Genomic DNA, 22,104 nt, shown 5'->3' on the forward strand with positions numbered 1-22,104 from the left:
GTAGCCTTTTCAGGTCGTGGTGGCTGGGGCAATAGCGACGTAGCACGCACTGGCAGCGGCGGTTGGGGCAATAGCGACGTAGCACGCACTGGCAGCGGTGGTTGGGGCAACAGCGACGTAGCACGCACTGGCAGCGGCGGTTGGGGCAACAGCGATGTAGCACGCACTGGCAGCGGTGGTTGGGGCAATAGCGATGTAGCCTTTTCAGGTCGTGGTGGCTGGGGCAATAGCGACGTAGCACGCACTGGCAGCGGCGGTTGGGGCAATAGCGATGTATGCTAAAAACCTTCTGCTCAAAAACGAGTGTGTTTACTTTGCTACCTTGCCTGACAGTATGCTTATGTGACTGTTAGTTGATGAGGCAATTTCTACACGGACTTCTTCTTCTTGTTGCCCTCGGGTTAGGAGCCTGTTCTTCTTCGGCTCCTAACCCGGATACGATACGCGTTCGTTGGGCGGCTGATCTGGAGACGTTGGATCCTTTGCTTTATCTTAATTCAGTTAATACAACTCAGACTATCAATTTATTGTACTTCAGCTTATTAGACAACGGACAGGAAACAGTTCCACTATTAGCCGAAGCTCTACCTAGCGTTCGTTACACTGATTCATTAACGTTTATTACCTATAGAATACATCCGGCGGCTACGTGGGATAACGGCTGCCCAGTGTTGGCCCGCGATGTAGCGTTTACGCTGGCTGTGATGAACTGCCCTGGTCTTCCAAACGAAGCGGCGGAAGCACAATTTGACTTCATCGAAAAAATAAAATACGATTCCACTGATCAGCGGCGCTTCACGTTTGTGTGCCGGGGTAGGTCACCCGAGTTCTATTCTGCCTCGGGTGATTTTCCGATTTTACCAGAATACGCTCTTGACCCAACCGGTAGCCTGGCGGCTCTTTCATTGCGCACATTGCGCATGTCTGAGGCCGCTAAGCTACCCGCCGTTACGCGCTTTGTACAACGTTATGTGGGCGCTCAACTCAACCGGCACCCTGGTAACCTACCAGGGTGTGGCCCTTACCGTTTGCACCAGTGGCAAAGCGGGCGCTACCTCTCTCTTCAGCGCAAGCCTATGTGGTGGGGTGATAAGGTGCAGTCTGCACCAACACAATTACAGGCTTATCCAAAAAAAATAGTCTTTGATATTATACCGGATGAGAATACGGCTGTATTGGCCCTACGCCGCCATCAACTCGATATCTATCCTCGCCTACCCGCAAAGGACTACATACGCCTGAAAGAGTCGGCGGCGGCCAAGTGGCTGTCGTTTTACTCAACCGGTTCGTACGAAATGGTTACGGTAGGGTTCAATACGCGCCGTCCTATGCTGCATGATCGGCTGACTCGCCAAGCCCTCAGCCGCTTGTTTAATGTGCCAGCTCTCATTGCTGGTACACAGCAGGGCCTAGCTTATCGCAGTGTAGGTATAATAGCTCCTCAAACAAAACCCTACTATAACAGCACTTTACCCTTTATACCTTATAGCTTACCCGAAGCCACTGTATTATTAAGGCAGGCGGGCTGGCGTCAGACGGCTACGGGCTGGCACCGAGCAACAGTAGGGGCCGCAACTCAACACTTAAAACTTACCATCTCATATCGGACCGGCGACCCCGCTTATGAAGCAGCTGCCCTCCAGTTTCGGAGTGCTGCTGCTACGCTGAATATTCCGGTAACACTACGCCCTGCCGAGCGCTCTATATTTATAGCGCAACTGCGCAATGGTGAATCGGATGTGTTCTTACATTCATTATCTGGCAACCCGACGGCATTTAACTTTGCTCCGCTTTTTCACTCGCAATACACTAACGCAGGCAACTATAGTGGTTTCGGGACTCCGACGAGTGATAAGCTAATTGAGGAACTGGCGGCCGCTGAAAGCCAGACGCAAAAAATCGAGTTGGTGAAAGAATTTCAGCAGATGATGCAAGAAGAAAGCCCAGAGGTAGTACTTTATTTTCTACGCTATCAAACGGCTGCTAATGCGAAGCTAACCGGTTTGGAACTCTCCCCTTTAAAGCCCGGCTATAACGTATCGACCGTGCGCCTCCGAAAGGGCAGTTGATATGGTGCGCTACCTGTTGTTTCGTCTACTCCGGCTACTGTTTGCTCTTTGGCTGACAGCATCCGGCGTTTTTTTACTAAGCCGCTCCCTACCCGCTGATATTATTCTACAGCGGCTGTCCGTGGATGAGATAAGTGCTACTGCATCCAGCCTGCAGCAGCAACGTATTGCGGAGCAGCGCTTTCGGCATCGGTTGGGCTTGGATATCCCACTATTTTATTTCTCCCTACCTACCGCCGCCACACATCAGCAATGGCAGTGGCACGGCCGACGCAACCAATACCACCGGTGGGTACAGCAGCTGCTCCATGGCAACCTGGGCCGTTCTTACCGCGACGGCCAACCCGTGACGACCTTATTAGCAGCGGCTCTGACTTACACGTTGCCGCTCACCACGCTGGCCGCTACGATGTCTGTTCTACTGGCGCTGTGGCTGGCTACACGTTTGGCAGTGCATCATCAGATTCGTTTGCTTGCTCTTCGGCTCTTGTATGCGCTGGATGCATTACCGCTGTTCGTACTTGCCCTACTGCTGCTGTTGCTGTTTGCCAACCCGGATATGCTGACGTGGTTTCCAGCATATGGTCTGGGGGAAGAGGCAGAGCTAGTAAATACCTCTGTGCTGGAGCGCATTGGCACTTTGCTTTACTACCTCGCGCTCCCGTCGATTTCTCTGATTCTTGTGAATTTACCTCATCTAGTAATACAGCTGGATGCGGCGCTGCAACAGGAGCGCCGCACCGCCTACGCAGCTACTGCCCGTGCCAAAGGTGCTCCCGAAAAGCAGGTCATACAGCACCATACTCTGCGAAACGCACTACTACCTAGCTTAGCCCAACTCACCGATTTATTACCAGCTTTGGTAGCAGGCGCGGTGGTGGTGGAGGTTATTTTTGCTTTGCCGGGGGTAGGCCGCCTACTTGCCGAGGCGGCAGCCACGCACGACTATCCGGTGATAGTAGGGGGAGTGTTGCTTACAGCACTGGTACGGTTGCTGGCGCAGTTTCTCACGGATGGCCTGTACCTGTTGGCTGACCCTCGAATCAGGCTGCGTGCATGAGTGTATCTTTCTACTTTGCTAGCTGGCGCCGACGAATGGCGATTGGGTGGCTTTGCCTTTTGCTGGTAAGTGCCGTGGCTGCCCCTTGGCTACCCCTCCCTTTTGCACCCGATCAGTTGAATTTATCTGCCACAATGCAACCGCCCGGTACGGATGGCCACTGGTTAGGCACTGACCCGTATGGCCGCGATGTACTGGCGCTGCTACTATTTGGGGCGCGTACTGCCTTGCGTCTCAGCCTACCAGCCGCTATCCTGACAACAATATTAGGCACGCTGCTGGGTGCCACAGCCGGCTTCTACCGTAATCGACCTCTCCCTATCGACAGTCTTGTTACGGGGCTGATGGCCGTTATTTCCTCCATCCCGCGGCTTATCTTGGTCTTAGCACTGGCAGCAGTGCAGCCCCCTTCCATCAATACGTTGTTGATGCTGTTCTTATGTACATATTGGATTGGTCCGGCCCGGCTGGTACGTGCTGAAATGCTCCGGACCCGAGAATTACCTTTCATAGAAGCAGCTCGGGCTGCCGGCATTCCTGCCCATCGTATACTAATACGTCACGCACTGCCTAACACTTGGCAGCCAGCACTAGCCGTTTTTCCGCTCAGTGTTGCGTCCCTCATCGCGCTCGAAACTACGCTCTCTTTTTTGGGCGTAGGGCTGCCACCCGAAATAGCGAGCTGGGGCCGTTTGTTGGCTGCTTTCAGTATTGACCCTAGTGCTTGGTGGCTCTTGCTCTATCCGGCCGCTATTCTATTCATTACTTCGTTAGCCCTACGTCAGCTCAGTAAGTGATTATTACCTCTGGTTCGATTGCAGGTGAAATGTCACAAAATCTTATAATTTCAGCATCGCCGAGCTCGCCCTATATGTGTACTTTTTTACAAGATTAGGACATTTTTCGTCATTATCCACCTGAACTCAATCAAATACACTTAGAATTATACAAATATTCTTCAAAATATATCAAGTCATTATTTAGACAATACTGTCCTTTTTGAGACCACTCTTTCCCTATAGCTTTGCTAAAAGGAAAGCGCCTTACTAGCGAGATATCATATAAAAACAAGCTTGTTCATCTCTTTTAGCGGCCATTAAAGCGCTGTTTATAAAGATACTACTCGTTTGATTGATTTACGTTCGAGACCTTTTTCACAGCCTACCCTATACGCAGGTCGAGGCTTTATAGAGCTTAATGAATCTTACTTCGCCGTGAAATATGTTGCGAGCGGCGTTGGTCGAGGATTTAGGATTGTTGCAATAAATTAGGTGTACAAAAAAACCGCAGATGCTGTCTGCGGTTTTTTTTTGCATTTCAAGATTCTACTGGGTGGTTTCGGCTGTTTGTTGAGCCAATAGACGTATCCCGTCTTCAAAGGAATGTGGCTTATATCCCAGTACCTTCCGCGCTTTAGTGATAATGAATCCTGTACGCGGTGGCCGACGAGCCGGCTGCGAAAACGTACTACTATTAGCACTGGTAATCAACTGCTTATCCAAATCAAAAAAATCTGCCACGCGCAGTGCCATGTCGTACGGTGTAAGCAGTTCATCGCCGCTAATATGAAAGATACCAGTGGCGTTTTGTAGGGCTACCAGCCAGCAGCCCTGGGCTAGGTCCTCGGCCAGGGTAGGCGTTCGGAGCTGGTCGTCTACCACTTTTATGGGGGTATGGGACCGGAGCGAGTCGCGCACCCATAGCACGATGTTGGTGCGGCTGTAGTCGTGGGCGGTACCGTACACCAGCACTGTGCGCACAATGCTCCAGGGGCAAGTAGCTACCTGCACAACCTGCTCAGCGGCCATTTTACTTTCCCCGTAGTAATTAACGGGTGCGGGTAGGGCTTCTTCGGTCAGTGGTCCGGCTTCCCCACTGAACACAAAATCGGTGCTGACGTGGATAAGATGCACTGCTAGAACCTCGCACACGGCCACTAGATTCTCTACGGCCGTCACATTTTGCTGCCAACAGGCCGCGCGATTCACCTCGCACTCGTCCACATTGGTCATGGCGGCTGTGTGGATGAGGTGAGATGGGCTCACGTCGGCTAACACCTTTGCCACCTGCGTGGCATTGGTCACGTCGAGGGGCACGAACCGCACATCCGGATATAGAGCAGCCAGTTTGTTGGCTCCCCGCGATGAAGCTACTACCTCTATTTCGGGCTGCGTGCGGAGTAGTGCTACCAGCTTCTGGCCGAGCAAGCCGTTGGAACCGGTAATCAGGATGCGTTTGGCCATGGCAGTAATTCAGGCTTAGTACTGATAGTTGTATTGCTCCGCTATTTTCTGCTTGCTCAGCTTGTCTACCTTCATCTTCATTTTCACGTCCGTAATGGGCCGGTCGCGGATGTCTTTGGGCACGGCAGCTATTTTCTCCACCACATCCATACCGCTGATTACCTGACCGAACACAGTGTAGGCACCATCGAGGCGGGGCACGCCCTGCCGGTTTTCTACGATGTAGAATTGGGAAGCGCTGCTGGCCCGGCGCGGATTCACGGCGTCGCCGGTGCGAGCAGCGGCCACGGCTCCGTAGCGGTGGTGCAACTCGGGCCGGATTTCAGCCGGAATCATCTTCTCATTACGCTGGCCGGCCCCGTCGTTGTTGGGGTTGTCGTCCTTGGAATTTGGGTCGCCACCCTGAATCATGAAGTCGGGAATGACCCGGTGAAAGGTGGTGCCATTGTAGGAACCTTTCTTCGCCAGCTTCAAGAAATTGGCCTTGTGCCGGGGCGTCTGATCAAACAGAATCAGCCGAATATCGCCCTGCGGCGTGCTGATGGTCACGACCTGGTCTTTCTTGCTGGTTTTGGTTGATGCAGTTGGCGCTACGGAACGGGTAGAAGCGCAGCCGGCGCTTAGCAATAGCAGCACTAGCCAACATGCGCCCCACGATTTCAGATGAATCATATACTTTGTTTTCAACCCAACAATAGAAGATACGCTACGCTACGCGGTGCGCCCGGATATTATCCAGAATTTCCTGCCCGCCGCGTTGCAGTACGCTTTCGGCAATCTGAACACCTAGCGCTTCAGCCTCTGCCTGATTGGTAATCGACTTCGTTTCCTCAATGTACTGCTGCCCGTTGAGGCTGATGAGGCCGCCGTGGAGCTTCAAGGCCCCCTCGGGCGTGTAAGTTGCCAGCGCAAACGACGGAATGCTGCACCCGCCCTCCATCGTGCGGAGGAAAGCCCGCTCGGCCAGCAAGGCCGTGTGGGTAGGCAAGTGGTCGAGAGCCTGGTGCAACGTCTCTTTCAGCTCTGGCTGCAAGTTTCGGGCGCACTCAATGGCGACGCTACCCTGCCCGGCGGCCGGAACAAATTGTGTGGCGGGTAACACATGCCGAATCAGGTCGTCGTATTCCATGCGGTGCACGCCGGCGTAGGCCAGCACCAGGGCGTGGTATTGTCCTTCTTCCAGTTTGCGCAGGCGCGTTTGCAAGTTGCCACGGGCCTCGGCGGTGCGGGCGTTGGGGTAATAGCGCTGCAACATGGCCTTGCGGCGGGTGCTGCTGGTGCCCAACACAAGGTCGGGGCGGGTAAGGTCTAGGTTGGGGTCGAAGCTCACCACCACGTCGTTCACCTGCTCGCGCTCCATAAAGGCCAGCAGTTCCAAGTCGTCGGGAATGGTGCTCTGCACGTCTTTGGCGCTGTGCACGGCCAAGTCAATATGACCCGTACGGAGGCTGATTTCCAGCTCCTCCGTGAACACGCCCTTGGCCCCAATCTTATCGAGCGAGCGGTCCAGCACCACGTCGCCCTTGGTGGTGATGATGACAATTTCCGTGGCCAAGCCGCGCTGCTGTAAGCGGTCGGCTACGTGGTTGGCCTGCCACAGTGCCAGCTTGCTCCCCCTGGTACCGATGCGAATAGGCTTCATCCTTCGAGAATTAAATAAGTAAGTCAAGCACTAAAGGGCCGTACCGGCGCTCTTGGAGAGCTTGCGTAAATCGTGTTTCTTGTGCCCTGCAAAGGTACGAAAGCCAGCCCCGGCGATACTAGCTATAGCACTTTTAGCACTAGCTATATCAATTTACCAAAGTGTATTTAATGCCTTTATAGCCTGTAGAGCGAGTTTTGTGGGCCTTTATCAAGCTTGCCGAAGTAGCTCTGCCACGCGTAGCGATGTATCCACGAACACCATGCGCGGGTTGGCGTTGCGCTCAATGTGATAGTGCGCGTCGTTTAGCTCGCGGGTGAGCGGGTCGGCATTGCGAGGCGTCACAAACTTGCTGAAGCCGGTTACAAATTGCTGCTCGCCGGCGGCTAGGTGAGGCACCAGTTGCGCATCGAGGCCGAAGAGCAGCACCTTACGCAGCACGCCCAGCGAGTAGTGCAGCAGTTCTTTTTGGTTTTCGCGGCCCAGCTTCTGAAACTCGTCGCTTTTGCCCAGCAGCTTGTCTACCTTATAGCCATAGCACTGCCGCATCCAGTCGATAAAAAACGTAAGGTAGTCGTGGTCTTGTCCTGAAGTAGTGGCTGCTGCCAAGGCCGCCCCCAGGTTGCCTTCAGCTAGCTGCGCTACCTGATGTGCCTTGGCCTCGGGCAGATGCCGTTGGTCGCGGAGGTGGGCGGTTAGCTCCGCCTCGGGCAAGGGGCGCACCACAATAGGCTGCACCCGACTAATGATGGTGGGTAGTAACTGCTCGGGCGCATTGCTGACCAATAGAAACACGGTAGCGGGTGGTGGCTCTTCCAGCAGTTTCAGCACGGCGTTAGCAGCGGCGGGGTGCATTAGTTCGGGCAGCCAGACAACCACGGTTTTGTAGCGCGCCTCGAATGCCGTAAGCGACACCAGCCGCAGCAGTTGCAGGCTTTCTTCCTTGGAAATACTCCCTTGCTTGTTGTCGGCCCCAATGTGCTGCATCCAGTCGTTGAGGCCCTGGTAGGGATTTTCGAGCACGAATTGGCGCCACTCGCCGGCAAACTTACTGCTTACCGCATCTTTCGGTACCGCCTTGGTGGTCGTAACAGGTAGGATGAAGTTGAGGTCGGGGTGAATCAGTTTGTCGATTTTCTGACAGCTGGCACAGTGCCCGCACGAATCGGTATCCTGTGGCTCGCGACCCTCGCAGTTAAGGTAGGCCGCATACGCCAGCGCCAACGCCAGCGCCGCCGAACCCTCTGCCCCGCGAAATAGCTGCGCGTGCGCCACGTGCTGCCGCTGCACCGACTGCACCAGCACCCGCTTCACCTCCTCATTACCCGGAATATCCGCAAAACGCATACAGTTGACTTCCTTCTACTTGCGTGGCTAGCGCAAACTATTTAGCGCTAGCCGGCACGTACCGATCAAATATTTACTCTATTACTATTGGCGCGGTGCTATTGCCTGCTGCTCGTTCCCACACGCGGTCCTTGGCCGTGGCTTCGTACACATAGGCCATGATGTCTTGCTCCGGTTGGTCGTAGGGCAGATTGCGGCGGCTCATCACCCGCTCGGCTACTTCGCCAGCTTTGGGTAAGCGGAAGGTTTCGAAGCCCGACGAGCCACCCCAGCTAAACGATGGCACAAAGTTGCGCGGGAAACCTGCCCCAAAAATATTGGCCCCTACCCCTACCACGGTACCGGTATTAAACATCGTGTTGATGGCGCACTTGCTATGGTCGCCCATCATCAGGCCACAAAATTGCAATCCGGTATTCACGAAACGCCCGGCGGCGTGGCTCCAGATCTTAACAGGGGCGTAGTTATTCTTGAGGTTCGACGTGTTGGTATCGGCGCCCAGGTTGCACCACTGACCTACCACCGAGTTGCCGAGGTAGCCTTCATGGCCTTTGTTGGAGTAGGCCATCAGAATGCTATTCGCCATTTCGCCGCCTACCCGGCAGTAGGGGCCTACCGTATTGTCGCCGCGCAGCTTGGCGCCCACGTTGACATGTGCCGCTTCACAAACGGCCAACGGACCTTTCAGAACGGCGCCTTCATGCACCTGTACGTCTTTGCCCAGGTAGATGGGGCCGTCCTCGGCGTTGAGGATGGCCGCCCGAATTTTCACGCCCTCCTCTATAAAGATATTCTCTGCGCCGTACACAATGGTATGCGCGTCATTCACGGGTTGCGACTGGCGGCCTTTGGTCAACAGGGCAAAGTCTTGCCGGATCTGATCACCATTTTGTTGAAACAAGTGCCAGGGCTGGCTGATGATGGTAAGACTACCTTTTGCCTGCCGCACATCGCGGTAGCCATCCTGAATTAGCTCGGCCACTTTAGACGCATCCGGCAGGTAGGCCGCTACCAACAGCTCTTCACTCAGCAAGGCTTCGCCGGGCTGCAAGGCCTGTACTTGCTCTATCAGCTTTTCATCGGGGCACACGGCGCCGTTGATAACTAGTGCCGGCCCTTCGGTGGGACCAGCCGGGAATTTTTCGCGCAAGTGGGGTTGCGTGAGGTAGTGTACCGGCTGTTGCAAGTGGTGCTGCCACTTCTCCGCAATGGTCAGGATGCCGCAGCGTAGGGCAGCTACGGGCCGGGTGAACGTAAAGGGTAGTAGATTAGGCTGAATAGCCGGGTCGTCGAACAGTAGAATATGCATAGCGGTAGAATTCTACCGCGAAACTACGGCTTTTGCCGGTGCGGGGCGCGTGGGCGTTCTACTGACTTCCCCGCCCGTCATGCTGAGCGCAACGGAGTGGAGCCGAAGCATCTCTACCGTGAGTAATTCCTTTATCACCTGTCGAAGCGTTAGAGATGCTTCGGCTCCACTCCGTTGCGCTCAGCATGACGGTCTTTTTTATTCTACCCTACCCCACAACAAAAAAGCTCCTTCCGCGAGCGGAAGGAGCTTTCAGAAAAGCCGGCAGCCAAGGGCTGAGGGCCGTTATTTCTTCTGGTAGCGGTTGCGGAATTTCTCCACACGGCCGGCGGTGTCGATAAACACGTTTTTGCCGGTGTAGAAGGGGTGCGAGGCACTGCTCACTTCTACTTTGATAACGGGGTACGTCTTGCCGTCTTCCATCGTAATAGTCTCGCTCGAGTTCATCGTCGAACGGGTGATGAATTTGAAGTCGCTGGACGTGTCCTGGAATACCACTTCGCGGTACTCGGGGTGAATGTCTTTTTTCATGGTCGGGATGCCGTTAAAACCTTCTGGCCCTGCCGATTTTGCGGAAGGGATTGCAAAAGTACGTTTTCGGGCTGACATTCAAAAGCCTAGCCCGGTTTTTCTGCTGAATGGTTGGGTGGCTACGCTAGTTGTATTGCTGGATTACCTTTGAATAAACTTTCTGTGCTTGCTTCCTCACGGTTCTGGCAGCATCATTCGTTGCCCGCCGAATCAACCATCAACCATTTCATTTCTTCAACCTATGCGCCTTTGCTTTGCTTCTAACAATGCTCATAAACTCGATGAAATCCGGGCCATCCTACCCAGTTCCATTGAACTAGTGAGTCTGGCTGATATTGGTGGTCCCGACGACCTACCCGAAACCCAGGATACGCTGGCCGGCAACGCCCACCAGAAAGCGCAGTACGTGTGGGACCACTTCGGCGTGGCCTGCTTCGCCGACGATACCGGCTTGGAAATCGATGCGCTGAATGGGGCACCCGGCGTGTACTCGGCCCGCTATGCCGGGCCCCAGCGCCTCGCCGCCGACAACGTGGCCAAAGTATTAGACGAGCTGGCGGATGCTCCCTCCCGCACGGCCCAGTTTCGTACCGTCATTGCTCTTATCCTGTCCGATTCGGAGAAACATACCTTCAACGGGGTAGTAGAGGGGCTAATTACGACGGAGCCCCATGGGGACGCCGGTTTCGGCTACGACCCCATTTTTCAGCCCGTTGGCTTTCAGGAGACATTTGCCGAGATGCCCTTGGCGCAGAAAAACACACTCAGCCACCGTGCCCGCGCCGTGCAGCAGTTGGTTGCGTTTTTTGAATCCAGAGAAAAATAAACCGTTTTCGGCCAAAATTTTGGTTTTGCCACTGCCAAACCTGCGAAGTGCTTACTTTTGCAGGGTTGGCCCCGCCGGTACGGGCCACTTTTCTACCCATGCAACAACCTTTCATCGTCGGCATTACGGGGGGCAGCGCCTCGGGCAAAACCACTTTTTTGCGCCGCCTGCTGGCTTCGTTTCCCGAAGAAGAAATCTGCCTGATTTCGCAGGACAACTACTACCACCCGCGCGAAACCCAGCTGGTAGACGCGCAAGGCGTTACCAATTTCGACCTGCCTACCTCCATTGACTCGGCCTCCTATGCCGCCGATGTGCTCAGCATCAGCCAGGGCAAGGAAGTGCGTCGGCCGGAGTACACCTTCAACAATCCCGATGCGCCGGTGCAGGAGCTGGTGTTTCGTCCGGCCCCGATTGTAGTGGTAGAGGGCATTTTCGTGTTTCACTTCGAGGAAGTGGCGCGCTTGCTCAACCTGAAAGTGTTTATCGACGCCCAGGAGCACGTGAAAGTACTGCGCCGCATTGTGCGCGACCGGGACGAGCGGGGCTATGATCTGGAAGACGTGCTCTACCGCTACATCAACCACGTGGCCCCTACCTACGACAAGTTCATCAAGCCCTACCGCAACGACGCCGACATCATCATCCCCAACAACAGCCGCTTCGATATGGGCCTGGAAGTGCTGGTGTCTTTCCTGAAAGCAAAGGTGAAGGCGTAAGAGGTGAAGTTGTGATTTTGTGAAGTTGTGAATGCAAAATGTCTGTCATCCTGAGCTTGCGAAGGACCTTCTCACGCGTGAACGAATGACGTACTAACGACTCGTTCACGCGTGAGAAGGTCCTTCGCAAGCTGGATGACAGACATTTTGCATTCACAACTTCACAAAATCACAACTTCACTTCTCACAACTTCACCTTTTAGTATATTTGTAGCCATTGCCCTACCTATGTTTTTGCTGAGCACCCGGTTTTTATCTCGTTTGCGGTTCGCCTTGCTCACAGCTACGGTGCTGTTTGTGCTGGGCCTGAACCACCAGACGGTGACGACCTTTCGGGTGGCGCCGGGCAAGACTACGCGGGTAGGCGTGCGGCCCAAGGCGGCCGTCATCAAGCAAAAAGTAAATCTGGAGGCCGTGGGGCCGCTGGTGCTGCACGTGGCACCCGATGCCGATGCCTGGCTCCCCTTCCCTACCCCACAGCATTGGCTGCCGGCCGTGCGTCGGGCGTTGGCGGTGCCACGCCCCCTGGCGGGCATTTTGCCCAGCAGCATCTTTCGGGTGCGGCTGTTGGTAGCGGCGCTTTCGCCGCAGGCGCCCTAGAAAAAAATCGAAGTTTCGGGAATCAAAATAGTGCGGTTGTTTTTCTAGCAATTGACTATCAGCGTTTTCGCCGCTGCACGCTTCCCGAAGATTGATTTTTAATTGCTTGTTGCCTTTCCAAAAAATCTTTTCTGATGCGTAATAAAGGACTCATCATTGGGCTGACCATCGTGGTATCGGCCCTGTGTATCTACTTTCTCACGTTCACGTTCATCTCGCGCCGGGTACAGTCCGACGCGGTGAGCTACGCCACCAAGAATGGCGTTGTGAACCAACAGGCCCGCCAGCGCTACCTCGACTCGGTGTGGCGTGCGCCTGTAACCAGCATTTTGGGTGTTGACTACACTTACCGCGACGTACGCGCCTCGGAGCTGGGCCTGGGCCTCGACTTGAAGGGCGGTATGCACGTGACGCTGGAAGTGTCGCCGGTGGAGATTGTGCGCGCCATGAGCGGCAACTCCAAAGACCCTAAGTTCAACCAGGCGCTGGAGCAGGCGCAACAGGCGCAGAAGGCCAACCCTTCGGCACCGTTCACTACGCTGTTCCTGCAAGCCTACCGCAATGTAGCGCCCAACGACAACCTGGCGCGCATTTTCGCTAACACCACCAACAAGAGCCGCAAAATCGATATCAACTCGTCGGACGCCAAGGTGATTGGTGCTATCGACACCGAGATTGAGGATGCCATCGACCGCTCGTTCAACATTCTGCGCACGCGTATCGACAAGTTCGGCACCAGCCAGCCCAACATTCAGCGCGTGAAGGGTACCGGCCGCATTCAGGTAGAGCTACCCGGCGTAGACAACCCCGACCGTGTGCGTAAGCTGCTGCAAGGCCAGGCTAAGCTGGAGTTCTGGGAAGTATGGCGTCAGGATGAGTTCGGCCCCTACCTCCAGCAACTCGACCAAGCTCTGGTAGCCAAGGAAACCGCTGAAAAAGCTGCTTCTCCTACTGCCGCTGCTACCACCACCACTGCTCCTGGCGATACGTCGTCGTTGGCTAGCCAGTTGGCTAAGAAAAACACCGCTACTGCCGCTGCCGATTCGGCTAAAGGCCCACAAGGCTCGGTGCTGGCCCGCTTGTTTACGATGCCCGGCCAGTTGGGTGCCAACATCCGCGACACGGCCCGTGTAAACCAGATGCTTCGCTCGCAGGAGGCCCGTGCTGCTCTCCCCCCCAACCTCACGTTCATGTGGAATGTGAAGCCGCAGGAGCTGGGCGGTCAGGAATACCTGAGCCTGGTGGCTGTACGTAAAGCTTCGGGTGCTACGGCTCCGCTGGAAGGCGACGTAGTAGCCGACGCCCGCGGCGACATTGACCCGCAGCGCGGCGGTGCTGAGGTGAGCATGAGCATGACGCCCACCGGCGCTAAGAAATGGCAGAAGCTGACCAGCAACAACATAGGCCGTCAGGTAGCCATTGTACTCGACGACAACGTGTACTCCGACCCCGTGGTGCAAGCTGAAATTGCCGGCGGTAACACCAGCATTTCGGGCAACTTCACCATCGAGGAAGCCCAGGATTTGGCTAACGTACTGAAAGCCGGTAAGCTGCCCGCTCCTACCCGCATTGTGGAAGAAGCTGTAGTAGGTCCGTCGCTGGGTCAGGAAGCCATCAACCAGGGTCTGTACTCGTCGGTAGCTGGTCTGCTGATTATCATGGGCTTCATGGCGCTGTACTATGGTCGCGCTGGCTTGGTAGCCGATGCCTCGCTGCTGTTCAACATCTTTCTGATCCTGGGTATTCTGGCTCAGTTCCAGTTTGCCCTTACGCTGCCCGGTATTGCCGGTTTGATTCTTGTATTCGCTTCGTCGATTGACGCCAACGTGCTGATTTTCGAGCGTATTCGGGAAGAACTCGACCATGGCCATTTGCTGAAGGATGCCATCAACGCGGGCTACTCACGCGCTTTCTCGGCCATCTTCGACTCCAACGTAACCACGCTCATCATCGCCCTCACGCTGTTTATCTTCGGTACGGGTCCGGTTCAGAACTTCGCCGTTACGCTGCTGATCGGTATTTTCACCTCGTTCCTGTCGGCCGTGTACGTGTCACGCCTCATTATTGAGTGGCTGGTGAAAGGCAAAGAGACGAGCAAAATCACCTTCTCTACCTTCCTCTCGCGCAAGCTGTTCACCAACGTGAACTTCGATATCGTGGGCAAGCGCAAAATCGCCTACGCTTTCTCGACGGTAGTAATCGTAGTAGGCTTCGTGCTGATGGCCATCCAAGGCGGCCCCAACCTGGGTGTAGACTTCCGCGGTGGCCGCGCCTACGTGGTAGACTTCAACAAAGCCATGGACGCTTCTAAAGTGCACGATGCACTGGTGGCCGACTTTGGTGGCAGCGGCACGGAGGTGAAAACCTTCGGTACTCCCAACCGCCTGCGCATCACCACTGGCTACCTTGCCGATGATGAAAGCGTAACTGCCGACAAAAAGGTGGAAACCACCCTGTTGAATGGCTTGAAGAAGGATTTCAGCGGCGACGCACCCGTTATCAAATCTACTTCTAAGGTAGGTGCTACCATTGCCGACGACATTAAGAAGACCTCGGTGCTCAGCTTGGGCCTAACGCTGCTAGGCATCTTCGTGTACGTGTTGCTGCGCTTCTCGCGCTGGCAGTACTCGATGGCTGCGGTTATCGCCCTGTTCCACGATGCGCTGCTGGTTATTGCCTGCTACCCTATCGCTCGCCTGTTTGGTCTGAACTATGAGATGGACCAGATTTTCGTGGCGGCCGTGCTTACGGTGCTGGGCTTCTCGATGAACGATACGGTGGTAATCTTCGACCGTATCCGGGAATACTTGCGCGAAAACCCGCACCTCACGTTTGCCCAGGTTGCTAACCCAGCCTTGAACAGCACGTTCTCCCGCACCATGATTACCTCTACTACCGTATTCCTGGTAGTGCTGGTGCTCTACATCTTCGGGGGCGAAACGCTACGTTCGTTCTCATTTGCCATGCTGGTAGGCATTGTGTTCGGTACGTACTCGTCGCTGTTCATTGCTACCCCCATTATCCTCGACACCTACGGCCGCAAAGAGGCTCGCGAGCGGGGCACCGACATCTCCACGCACATTGGCGATACAGGCGCACCCAAGCTGTCGACCTCCAACGTATGATCGCAGATTTTGCTGATTATCTGGATTTCGCTGAGTTGAAGAAACCTACTCGGTACACACAAAGAAGCCCGGCCGCTTGGCCGGGCTTCTTTGTGTGTATTCTTATCCTATTTCTGGGCTACTTTCAGAGCACTTTACTTTGCTAATGGCGCTTCTGGGGGAGCGGGTAGGGCGGCGCGCCACGCTAGGATTTGCTGCCGCATATTGGCAGCCACGGTGGGGTGTTGGGCGGCAACATTGGTTACCTCTTTAGGGTCTCGGGCGAGGTCGTATAGCTCCAGCTGGGAGCCGTCGTCGTTGAGTAAGAGCTTCCAATTATCCTGGCGCATGGCCAAGTTGGGACTTCGGTCGCGGCCGAGGGGGTAGCGGAACGACTTACTGTTGCGGCCATACTCCCAGAACAGCGGCGCCGTGTGCGAGTGCGGCTTGCCTAAGAGGGCGGGCGTCACGTCTTCGCCATCGGTGCGGGGTTGCGGGCTGCTTGCCCCACCCGCCAGCGTCACAAACGAAGGGAACAAATCCGTAGCACTTAGCACCGACTGCTGGTCTACCCGCCCCGCCGGGGTACGGGCCGGGTAGCGCACAATAAACGGCATCCGGATACCCCCTTCGTACAACGAAAGCTTGCTACCCCGGTAAGGCGTGGCCCGGCTCCCATCGAAATTCGGCAACGGGCCGTTGTCGCTGGTAAAGATGATGAGCGTGTTATCGTCTATGCCCTGCTCGCGCAGACCCGCCAGCAGGCGGCCTACCTGCCGGTCCAGCTCGGCTAGCACCCCCTTAAACTCCCGAGGCTTTTCGGTGCCGTTGGGGTGGGTGTCGAGGGTGGATTCGTCGGGCACCCAGGGCGTATGCACGTCGTCGGGCCAGAGGTTGATGTAGCAGGGCTGGTTGGGGTGGCTCTTGAGGAAGGCCAGTGTTTTGTCAACGAAATACTCGGTGCGGCGCCAGCGCTTGATGCTGTCGGTGCGCGCCCAGATCCAGTTGGTAGAGGTCAGCAGCGGGTCGGGGTCGGGGCTTTCGTAGGTGCTGGCGTAGGCATCGAAGCCGTAGCGTAGGATACCGGGCGCATTGTCTACGTCGCGGCCGCCACCCATGTGCCACTTGCCAAAGTGGGCGGTGGCGTAGCCAGCGGCTTGCAACTGCCGAGCCACCGAGGGCGCATCGGCCACCAGAAAATCGGCCTGCTCGCACTGCCGGTTGTGCCGGCGCGTATCCAGAAACGACGTGATGTTAAACTTCCCCGGCGCCGAGCCCGTGGTTAGTCCTACTCTTGAGGGCGAGCAAATGGGCGCGGCGCTGTAATACTGCGTAAACTTGATGCCTTCGGCCGCCAGCCGGTCGATGTTGGGGGTAGGCACAAACGTGCCGCCGTAGCAGCCCACATCGGCAAAGCCCATGTCGTCTACCAGCAGCAAAATGATGTTAGGGCGCTGGGCAGAAATAGCCTTTTGTTTTACCTCTGAACGTGGGTTACTCGTGCAGCTACCAAGCAACAGCCCAACAACCAGAATGAGCAGATTCATCTGTTTCATAGCGTAACAGTGTAGTTCTTTTTCGCATTTTACGCAAAATCAGTAACTACATATCTATCAACGCAAAAGGGCGGTTTGACTGTTAGTCAAACCGCCCTTTTGCGTTGGCGACACCACTTATAAAGTATGCCGCTGCAAAATCTGCGAATATTATACGGTAACGCCTTCGGCTACTACCTCCGTTACCTCAGGAACCATGCGCTTGAGCAGGTTCTCGATACCCGATTTCAGCGTAACAGTGGCCGAGGGGCAGCCCGAGCACGAGCCTTGCAGATTCACGGTCACTACACCTTGGTTGTAGCTCTTGAAGGTGATGTTGCCACCATCCTGCTCTACAGCGGGGCGCACGTAATTGTCCAGCAGGTCGATAATTTTCTGACTGGTTTGCTGGTCTTGCTCCGAGTGGTCGCCGGTGGCGGCGGCTTGCTGGGCGGCGCGCTGCTCCTCGGCGGGATCTACCGTGAAGATGGGGCCATTTGCCTCCACGTACGACTTCAGGAAGGTGCGCAGCTCGGGAATGAGCTGAGTCCACTGGTGTTCGGTGGTTTTGGTGATGGTGACGAAGTTGGCCGCAATAAACACGCGGCCTACATAGTCGAAGTTGAACAGCTCCTGAGCCAACGGCGAATTGGCAGCAGCTTCCACGTTGGGATAGTCCACGCTCACGCCGTCGCTGAGTAGCGTGGCGTTAAGCACAAACTTCATGGACTCAGGATTGGGGCTGGCTTCGGCGTAGATGGAAACCGGCGAGGCGGCAGGAGTGGTATTCATAAGGCAATTGATACGTAAGGCGTTGCGAAGTAAAAAAGAATGTCTTTTGGCTAATTTCGCCAAATCCATTGCATCTACAACCAATCGGAGCCGTAGATGTTATAAAGGTAACAACTCCCCTCCTCTTTTAGCTCCCCACCGACCATCTTGCGCTTGCCGATGGCCGGTGGGCTACTTTTGTCTTTCACCTAGCGTTTTCACTATTGCCTTTTTTCTCTGCCTCTCTCCTACTCGCCGTGCACATGCCAGCCGTTGCTCCTTGGCTGCTGATACCTTTTGTTAGTTTGCTTGGGCTCATTGCCTCTGGCCCCTTGTTGTTTCCGCATTTCTGGGAACGTAACTATGCCCGCATTGCCGTGGCGCTGGGTCTGCTGATGCTGCTTTACTACGGCTTTGTCCGCCACGACTGGCACATGGCCGTTGAAACCCTCGCTGAATATTTCTCCTTCGTAACGTTGCTGGCGTCGTTGTACGTGGTGGGCGGCACGATGTACCTGAACATCGGTTTGCAGGGAACTCCTCAACGCAACGTTATTCTGCTGATCATTGGTGCGGTGCTGGCCAGCTTGATAGGTACTACTGGTGCTTCGCTGGTGCTTATCAGGCCGTTTATCCGTCTCAACGACGAACGCATCAAGCCTTACCATATCGTCTTCTTTATCTTCATTGTCAGCAACGTAGGTGGGCTACTCACTCCACTTGGCGACCCACCTTTGTTCATTGGCTTTCTGCGCGGCGTCCCGTTTATCTGGACGTCCTTGCACTTGGCCCTACCTTGGGTGGTAGCCAACAGCGCACTGCTGCTGATTTTCTGGTTGATTGACCGCCGTATCCCCTACCCAAGCCGCTTCTCGCGCGAGGAGCAGGAGCAGATCCGGCGCGAGGGCGGACTGCCACTGCTGGAGTTTCATGGGCGCTACAACCTGATCTGGCTGGTCGTTGTACTGATTAGCGTATTCATAGATCCGCAACAGTTTCCTTGGATTCCTACCCTGAGCATTGCTGGGGTGAACGTGTCGTTTGTGCGGGAAACGGTGCAGCTACTGGCTGCCTGGGGCTGCTACCGCACAGCTACCGGCCGTGCCCTCACGGGCAACCATTTCACGTTTGGGCCTATTTATGAGGTAGGGTTTCTGTTTTTCGGCATTTTCCTGACCATGATGCCCGCCCTGCAACTGGCATCCCGCGTAGCTTCCGACCCGGCCATCGCCACGCGCCTCACGCCAGCCGTGCTGTACTGGGTAACTGGCTTGCTTTCTGCCTTCCTCGACAACGCCCCTACCTATGCCAGCCTGGTATCGTTGAGTATGGCCGGGCACGAGCTGGAATTCAACAAGGTAGCCTCCGTGGCCGCCTTCGCCTACGACCCCGCTACCATGCCGCTGCTGCGCGCTATTTCCAGTGGGGCGGTGCTATTTGGCGGTCTTACCTACATCGGCAATGGCCCCAACTTCTTGGTGCGCTCCATTGCTCGTGACGAGGGAATCGATATGCCAGCGTTTTTCCAGTATATTTTCCGCTATTCCTTGGTCTACCTGCTGCCGGTGCTAGCCTTGGTGAGCGTGTTGTTGTATTGGATGTAGCCTAGTAGCCTACTTCCTGTTCTAGCGTTTGGTTGAATGCGTTCCTGGACTGCCACCCTATTTCGCCCCATTGATATTGCCTGGCTGGTAGTAGCTCGCGTGCTAATTGGGTCCTTGTTGGCGCTGGAGGTGGCAGGCAGCTTAGCGCTGGGCTACATCCGCGAGTACACCGAGCCGGCTTTTCACTTTTCCTACCTCTTTTTCACCTGGCTGCCCACCCTACCCCCAGTCGGTATGATAGGGCTGCACTTGCTCATTATTGGGCTGGGCGTAGCGGTGGCGGCCGGTTGGCGTTTTCGGTTTACGGCGCCTGCGTTGTGCCTGGCCTTTACCTGGCTGTTTCTGGCCGAGCAAACGCGCTATATCAATCATTTCTACCTCTATTCCTTGCTGGCGGGGCTGCTGGCTCTCACGCCAGCCCACTGTGCCGCGTCTGCCGATGTGCGCGCCGGCCGCACTACCGCTTCTACCACCACGCCCGTCTGGACGCGTTGGCTGCTGCAACTGCAACTGGGATTGGTGTATTTCTTTGCTGGCCTAGCTAAGCTGAATCCCGACTGGTGGGCGGGCGCCTCGCTTCGCATCTGGCTGGCTCCCAAAGCGCATTATTTCCTCATCGGGCCGCTGCTGGCGCAACCGTGGTTACCGGTCTGGATGAGCCGCGCCGGTCTGGCCTTCGATCTGCTGCTGGTGCTGCTGCTGCTATGGCGCCGCACCCGACTTCTGGCCTTAGCAGCGGCAGCGTTTTTTCACCTGTCTAATGTGCTGGTGTTTGGGCTGGGCACGTTTCCGTGGTTTTCGCTGGGGCTGACGGTGTGCCTCTTCCTACCTCCCAATTGGCCTCGCCAAACCCCAAAGCTTCGTAGTTGGCTGGCCGCCCGCGTGCCGTTGCCCGCACTTTCAGCCAAGCCAATTATCCCACGCACGGCGCCCGTGCTGCTCACGTTTTTGGCGTTCTACCTTGTGGTGCAGCTGCTGGTGCCGCTGCGCTACCTACTCTATCCTGGCGACGTGCACTGGACCGAGGAAGGCCACCAATTTGCTTGGCACATGATGCTGCGCAGCAAAACCGGCAGCGTGTACTACCACGTGCGTCGCCTCAATGGCCAGCTCGATATTGTAGACCCTCTTCGTTACCTCACGCCCCGGCAGCAGCACTACCTGCTCAGCAACCCCGATGCGCTGTTGCAGTTCGCCCATTTCCTGGCCCGCGACTACCAGCAGCGCGGCCTCGAACCGGTGGCAGTGCACGCCATATCACTGGTACGGCTCAACGGGCAGGCACCGCGGCCGCTGGTATCACCGGATGTGAATCTGGCCGCTTTACCCCGGCAGGTTGCACCTTATAAGTGGATTAGTGAGTGAGGGTATCTTCAGGGTAAGAAGGTAGGAGCGGCAGCAAATGTGTCATCCTGCGCTTGCGATTTACCAGTTGAACGAGTCGTTGCTACGATGGTCGTTCTACCGTGACAAGGTCCTTCGCAAGCTCAGGATGGCAGACGCTTTTCTTCTTACCTCACACCCTCCTTCCCTCAAAACCCTCCTACTTTAAGACACCTCACCTACCTTATTTGCCCGTGCCCGCAAAATCATATCGGCTAGCACGAGGCTAGTCATGGCATCTACGATGGGTACGGCGCGGGGTAGTACGCAAGGGTCGTGACGACCTTTGCCAGCCAGGCTGATTTCCTCGCCTTGGTCGTTGATGGTTTGCTGGGGTTGCAGAATGGTGGCGACGGGTTTGAAAGCCACCCGGAAGTAAATATCCTGCCCGTTGCTGATACCGCCTTGGATTCCACCCGAATGATTGGTGCGAGTGCGCACTTCACCAGCTTCATTAGTGTAAAACTGGTCGTTGTGTTCGGAGCCGAATAGCAACGTGCCGGCAAAGCCCGAGCCGTACTCAAAGCCCTTCACGGCGTTGATGCTCAGCATAGCTTTCCCCAACTCGGCGTGCAGCTTGTCGAATACCGGCTCGCCCAAGCCCGTGGGCACGTGGCGCACTACCCCCGTCACGATGCCGCCTACCGTGTCGTGTCGGTCGCGGGTTTGGCGGATGAGCGTGGCCATGCGCTCGGCCGTTTCGGGGTGCGGGCAGCGTACGGGGTTGGAGTCAATTAAACCCAAATTCAGCTCCTCGTAGCTCACCGGCACGGCCACGGCCCCTACCTGCGACACATAGCTAGCCACCTCGATACCATAGTGCGCCAGGAATTTCTGCGCTATTACTCCAGCCGCCACGCGGGCGGCCGTTTCGCGGGCCGAACTGCGGCCGCCGCCCCGGTAGTCGCGCCGACCGTACTTCTGGTCGTAGGTATAATCGGCGTGCGAAGGGCGGTAGGCGTGCTCGATGTGGGAGTAGTCGTGGCTGGCTTGGTCCTGGTTGCGGATGAGCAGGCCGATGGGCGTGCCCGTCGTCATACCGCCAAACAGCCCCGAAAGCACCTCTACCTGGTCAGCCTCCTTGCGCGGGGTCGTTAGGTCCGACTGGCCGGGCCGGCGCCGGTCTAGCGCCGCCTGAATTTCCGCTACATCCACTGCCAAACCGGCCGGACAGCCGTCGATGGTAACGCCAATACCCACGCCGTGCGATTCGCCGAAGGTGGTGATGCGGAAGAGGGTGCCGAAGGAATTAGCCATAGGGTAGCAGTGAGTAGTAAGCAGGTAAGGAATGAGCAATACGCAGTTCTGTTGACCGTAAAGGTCAGCAAAAGCCCTCATTAGCGCACGCAATTCCCTGTTAA

The 22,104-nt window shown here is 55.9% G+C and carries 18 protein-coding genes and 1 pseudogene; 10 read left to right on the top strand and 9 right to left on the bottom strand.

The window, feature by feature from the left end; all coding sequences use genetic code 11:
- The 4 genes and pseudogenes from KYK14_RS10515 to KYK14_RS10530 form a co-directional block, all read left to right on the top strand.
- A pseudogene (locus KYK14_RS10515) lies at positions 1 to 282 on the top strand (hypothetical protein); the annotation flags it as partial.
- Between the two features lie 74 nt (positions 283 to 356).
- Positions 357 to 2,069: an ABC transporter substrate-binding protein gene (locus tag KYK14_RS10520; protein WP_219158804.1), complete on the top strand. Its 1,713-nt coding sequence runs from the start codon at positions 357 to 359 to the stop codon at positions 2,067 to 2,069.
- Positions 2,070 to 2,085: 16 nt separating this feature from the next.
- Positions 2,086 to 3,129 carry an ABC transporter permease gene (locus KYK14_RS10525; RefSeq protein WP_219158805.1) on the top strand — a complete coding sequence of 348 codons (1,044 nt, stop codon included), beginning with the start codon at positions 2,086 to 2,088 and terminating at the stop codon, positions 3,127 to 3,129.
- A gap of 134 nt (positions 3,130 to 3,263) precedes the next feature.
- On the top strand, positions 3,264 to 3,926 hold the full coding sequence (locus KYK14_RS10530; RefSeq protein WP_219158806.1) for an ABC transporter permease: 663 nt from the start codon (positions 3,264 to 3,266) through the stop codon (positions 3,924 to 3,926).
- Positions 3,927 to 4,454: 528 nt separating this feature from the next.
- Here the strand turns inward: KYK14_RS10530 and KYK14_RS10535 are convergent.
- From KYK14_RS10535 to KYK14_RS10560, 6 genes are all read right to left on the bottom strand, one after another.
- The gene (locus KYK14_RS10535) at positions 4,455 to 5,372 is read right to left on the bottom strand and encodes an SDR family oxidoreductase (protein WP_219158807.1); all 918 of its coding nucleotides are present in this window, start codon (positions 5,370 to 5,372) and stop codon (positions 4,455 to 4,457) included.
- 15 nt (positions 5,373 to 5,387) lie between these two features.
- Positions 5,388 to 6,044, bottom strand: coding sequence for a peptidylprolyl isomerase (locus tag KYK14_RS10540; protein ID WP_219158808.1), 657 nt, complete (start codon positions 6,042 to 6,044; stop codon positions 5,388 to 5,390).
- Positions 6,045 to 6,078: 34 nt separating this feature from the next.
- Positions 6,079 to 7,014, bottom strand: a complete 936-nt coding sequence (gene hemC / locus KYK14_RS10545; RefSeq protein ID WP_219158809.1) for a hydroxymethylbilane synthase — start codon at positions 7,012 to 7,014, stop codon at positions 6,079 to 6,081.
- Between the two features lie 210 nt (positions 7,015 to 7,224).
- Positions 7,225 to 8,361: a DNA polymerase III subunit gene (locus KYK14_RS10550; RefSeq protein ID WP_219158810.1), complete on the bottom strand. Its 1,137-nt coding sequence runs from the start codon at positions 8,359 to 8,361 to the stop codon at positions 7,225 to 7,227.
- 73 nt (positions 8,362 to 8,434) lie between these two features.
- Positions 8,435 to 9,670 carry a GlmU family protein gene (locus KYK14_RS10555; RefSeq protein ID WP_219158811.1) on the bottom strand — a complete coding sequence of 412 codons (1,236 nt, stop codon included), beginning with the start codon at positions 9,668 to 9,670 and terminating at the stop codon, positions 8,435 to 8,437.
- A gap of 285 nt (positions 9,671 to 9,955) precedes the next feature.
- Complete coding sequence (locus KYK14_RS10560; protein ID WP_185281236.1) at positions 9,956 to 10,201, bottom strand: type B 50S ribosomal protein L31; 246 nt, start codon at positions 10,199 to 10,201, stop codon at positions 9,956 to 9,958.
- A 241-nt stretch (positions 10,202 to 10,442) separates the two neighbouring features.
- Between KYK14_RS10560 and rdgB the strand changes: the two genes are divergently transcribed.
- From rdgB to secDF, 4 genes are all read left to right on the top strand, one after another.
- Positions 10,443 to 11,027: an RdgB/HAM1 family non-canonical purine NTP pyrophosphatase gene (gene rdgB, locus KYK14_RS10565; protein WP_219158812.1), complete on the top strand. Its 585-nt coding sequence runs from the start codon at positions 10,443 to 10,445 to the stop codon at positions 11,025 to 11,027.
- 98 nt (positions 11,028 to 11,125) lie between these two features.
- A complete protein-coding gene (locus KYK14_RS10570; RefSeq protein ID WP_185281238.1) occupies positions 11,126 to 11,746 on the top strand; it encodes a uridine kinase family protein in 621 nt (206 codons plus the stop codon).
- A 228-nt stretch (positions 11,747 to 11,974) separates the two neighbouring features.
- Positions 11,975 to 12,346 carry a hypothetical protein gene (locus tag KYK14_RS10575; protein ID WP_219158813.1) on the top strand — a complete coding sequence of 124 codons (372 nt, stop codon included), beginning with the start codon at positions 11,975 to 11,977 and terminating at the stop codon, positions 12,344 to 12,346.
- Between the two features lie 134 nt (positions 12,347 to 12,480).
- A complete protein-coding gene (gene secDF / locus KYK14_RS10580) occupies positions 12,481 to 15,471 on the top strand; it encodes a protein translocase subunit SecDF (RefSeq protein ID WP_185281240.1) in 2,991 nt (996 codons plus the stop codon).
- Between the two features lie 134 nt (positions 15,472 to 15,605).
- Here secDF and KYK14_RS10585 read toward each other — a convergent pair whose 3' ends face one another.
- Positions 15,606 to 17,006 (bottom strand): sulfatase-like hydrolase/transferase, encoded by a 1,401-nt coding sequence (locus KYK14_RS10585; RefSeq protein ID WP_246601787.1) that lies wholly within the window; start codon positions 17,004 to 17,006, stop codon positions 15,606 to 15,608.
- A gap of 150 nt (positions 17,007 to 17,156) precedes the next feature.
- The gene (locus KYK14_RS10590; RefSeq protein WP_185281241.1) at positions 17,157 to 17,777 is read right to left on the bottom strand and encodes a NifU family protein; all 621 of its coding nucleotides are present in this window, start codon (positions 17,775 to 17,777) and stop codon (positions 17,157 to 17,159) included.
- A gap of 242 nt (positions 17,778 to 18,019) precedes the next feature.
- On the opposite strand from KYK14_RS10590, the gene KYK14_RS10595 reads away from it, so the two are divergent.
- On the top strand, positions 18,020 to 19,360 hold the full coding sequence (locus KYK14_RS10595) for a sodium:proton antiporter (protein ID WP_219158814.1): 1,341 nt from the start codon (positions 18,020 to 18,022) through the stop codon (positions 19,358 to 19,360).
- 36 nt (positions 19,361 to 19,396) lie between these two features.
- Positions 19,397 to 20,725, top strand: a complete 1,329-nt coding sequence (locus tag KYK14_RS10600) for an HTTM domain-containing protein (RefSeq protein WP_219158815.1) — start codon at positions 19,397 to 19,399, stop codon at positions 20,723 to 20,725.
- Between the two features lie 183 nt (positions 20,726 to 20,908).
- Here the strand turns inward: KYK14_RS10600 and aroC are convergent, their stop codons facing one another.
- Positions 20,909 to 22,000, bottom strand: a complete 1,092-nt coding sequence (aroC, locus tag KYK14_RS10605; protein WP_219158816.1) for a chorismate synthase — start codon at positions 21,998 to 22,000, stop codon at positions 20,909 to 20,911.
- Positions 22,001 to 22,104 lie beyond the last annotated feature (104 nt).

It is taken from the genome of Hymenobacter profundi (assembly GCF_019334315.1).
GTDB lineage: Bacteria > Bacteroidota > Bacteroidia > Cytophagales > Hymenobacteraceae > Hymenobacter > Hymenobacter profundi.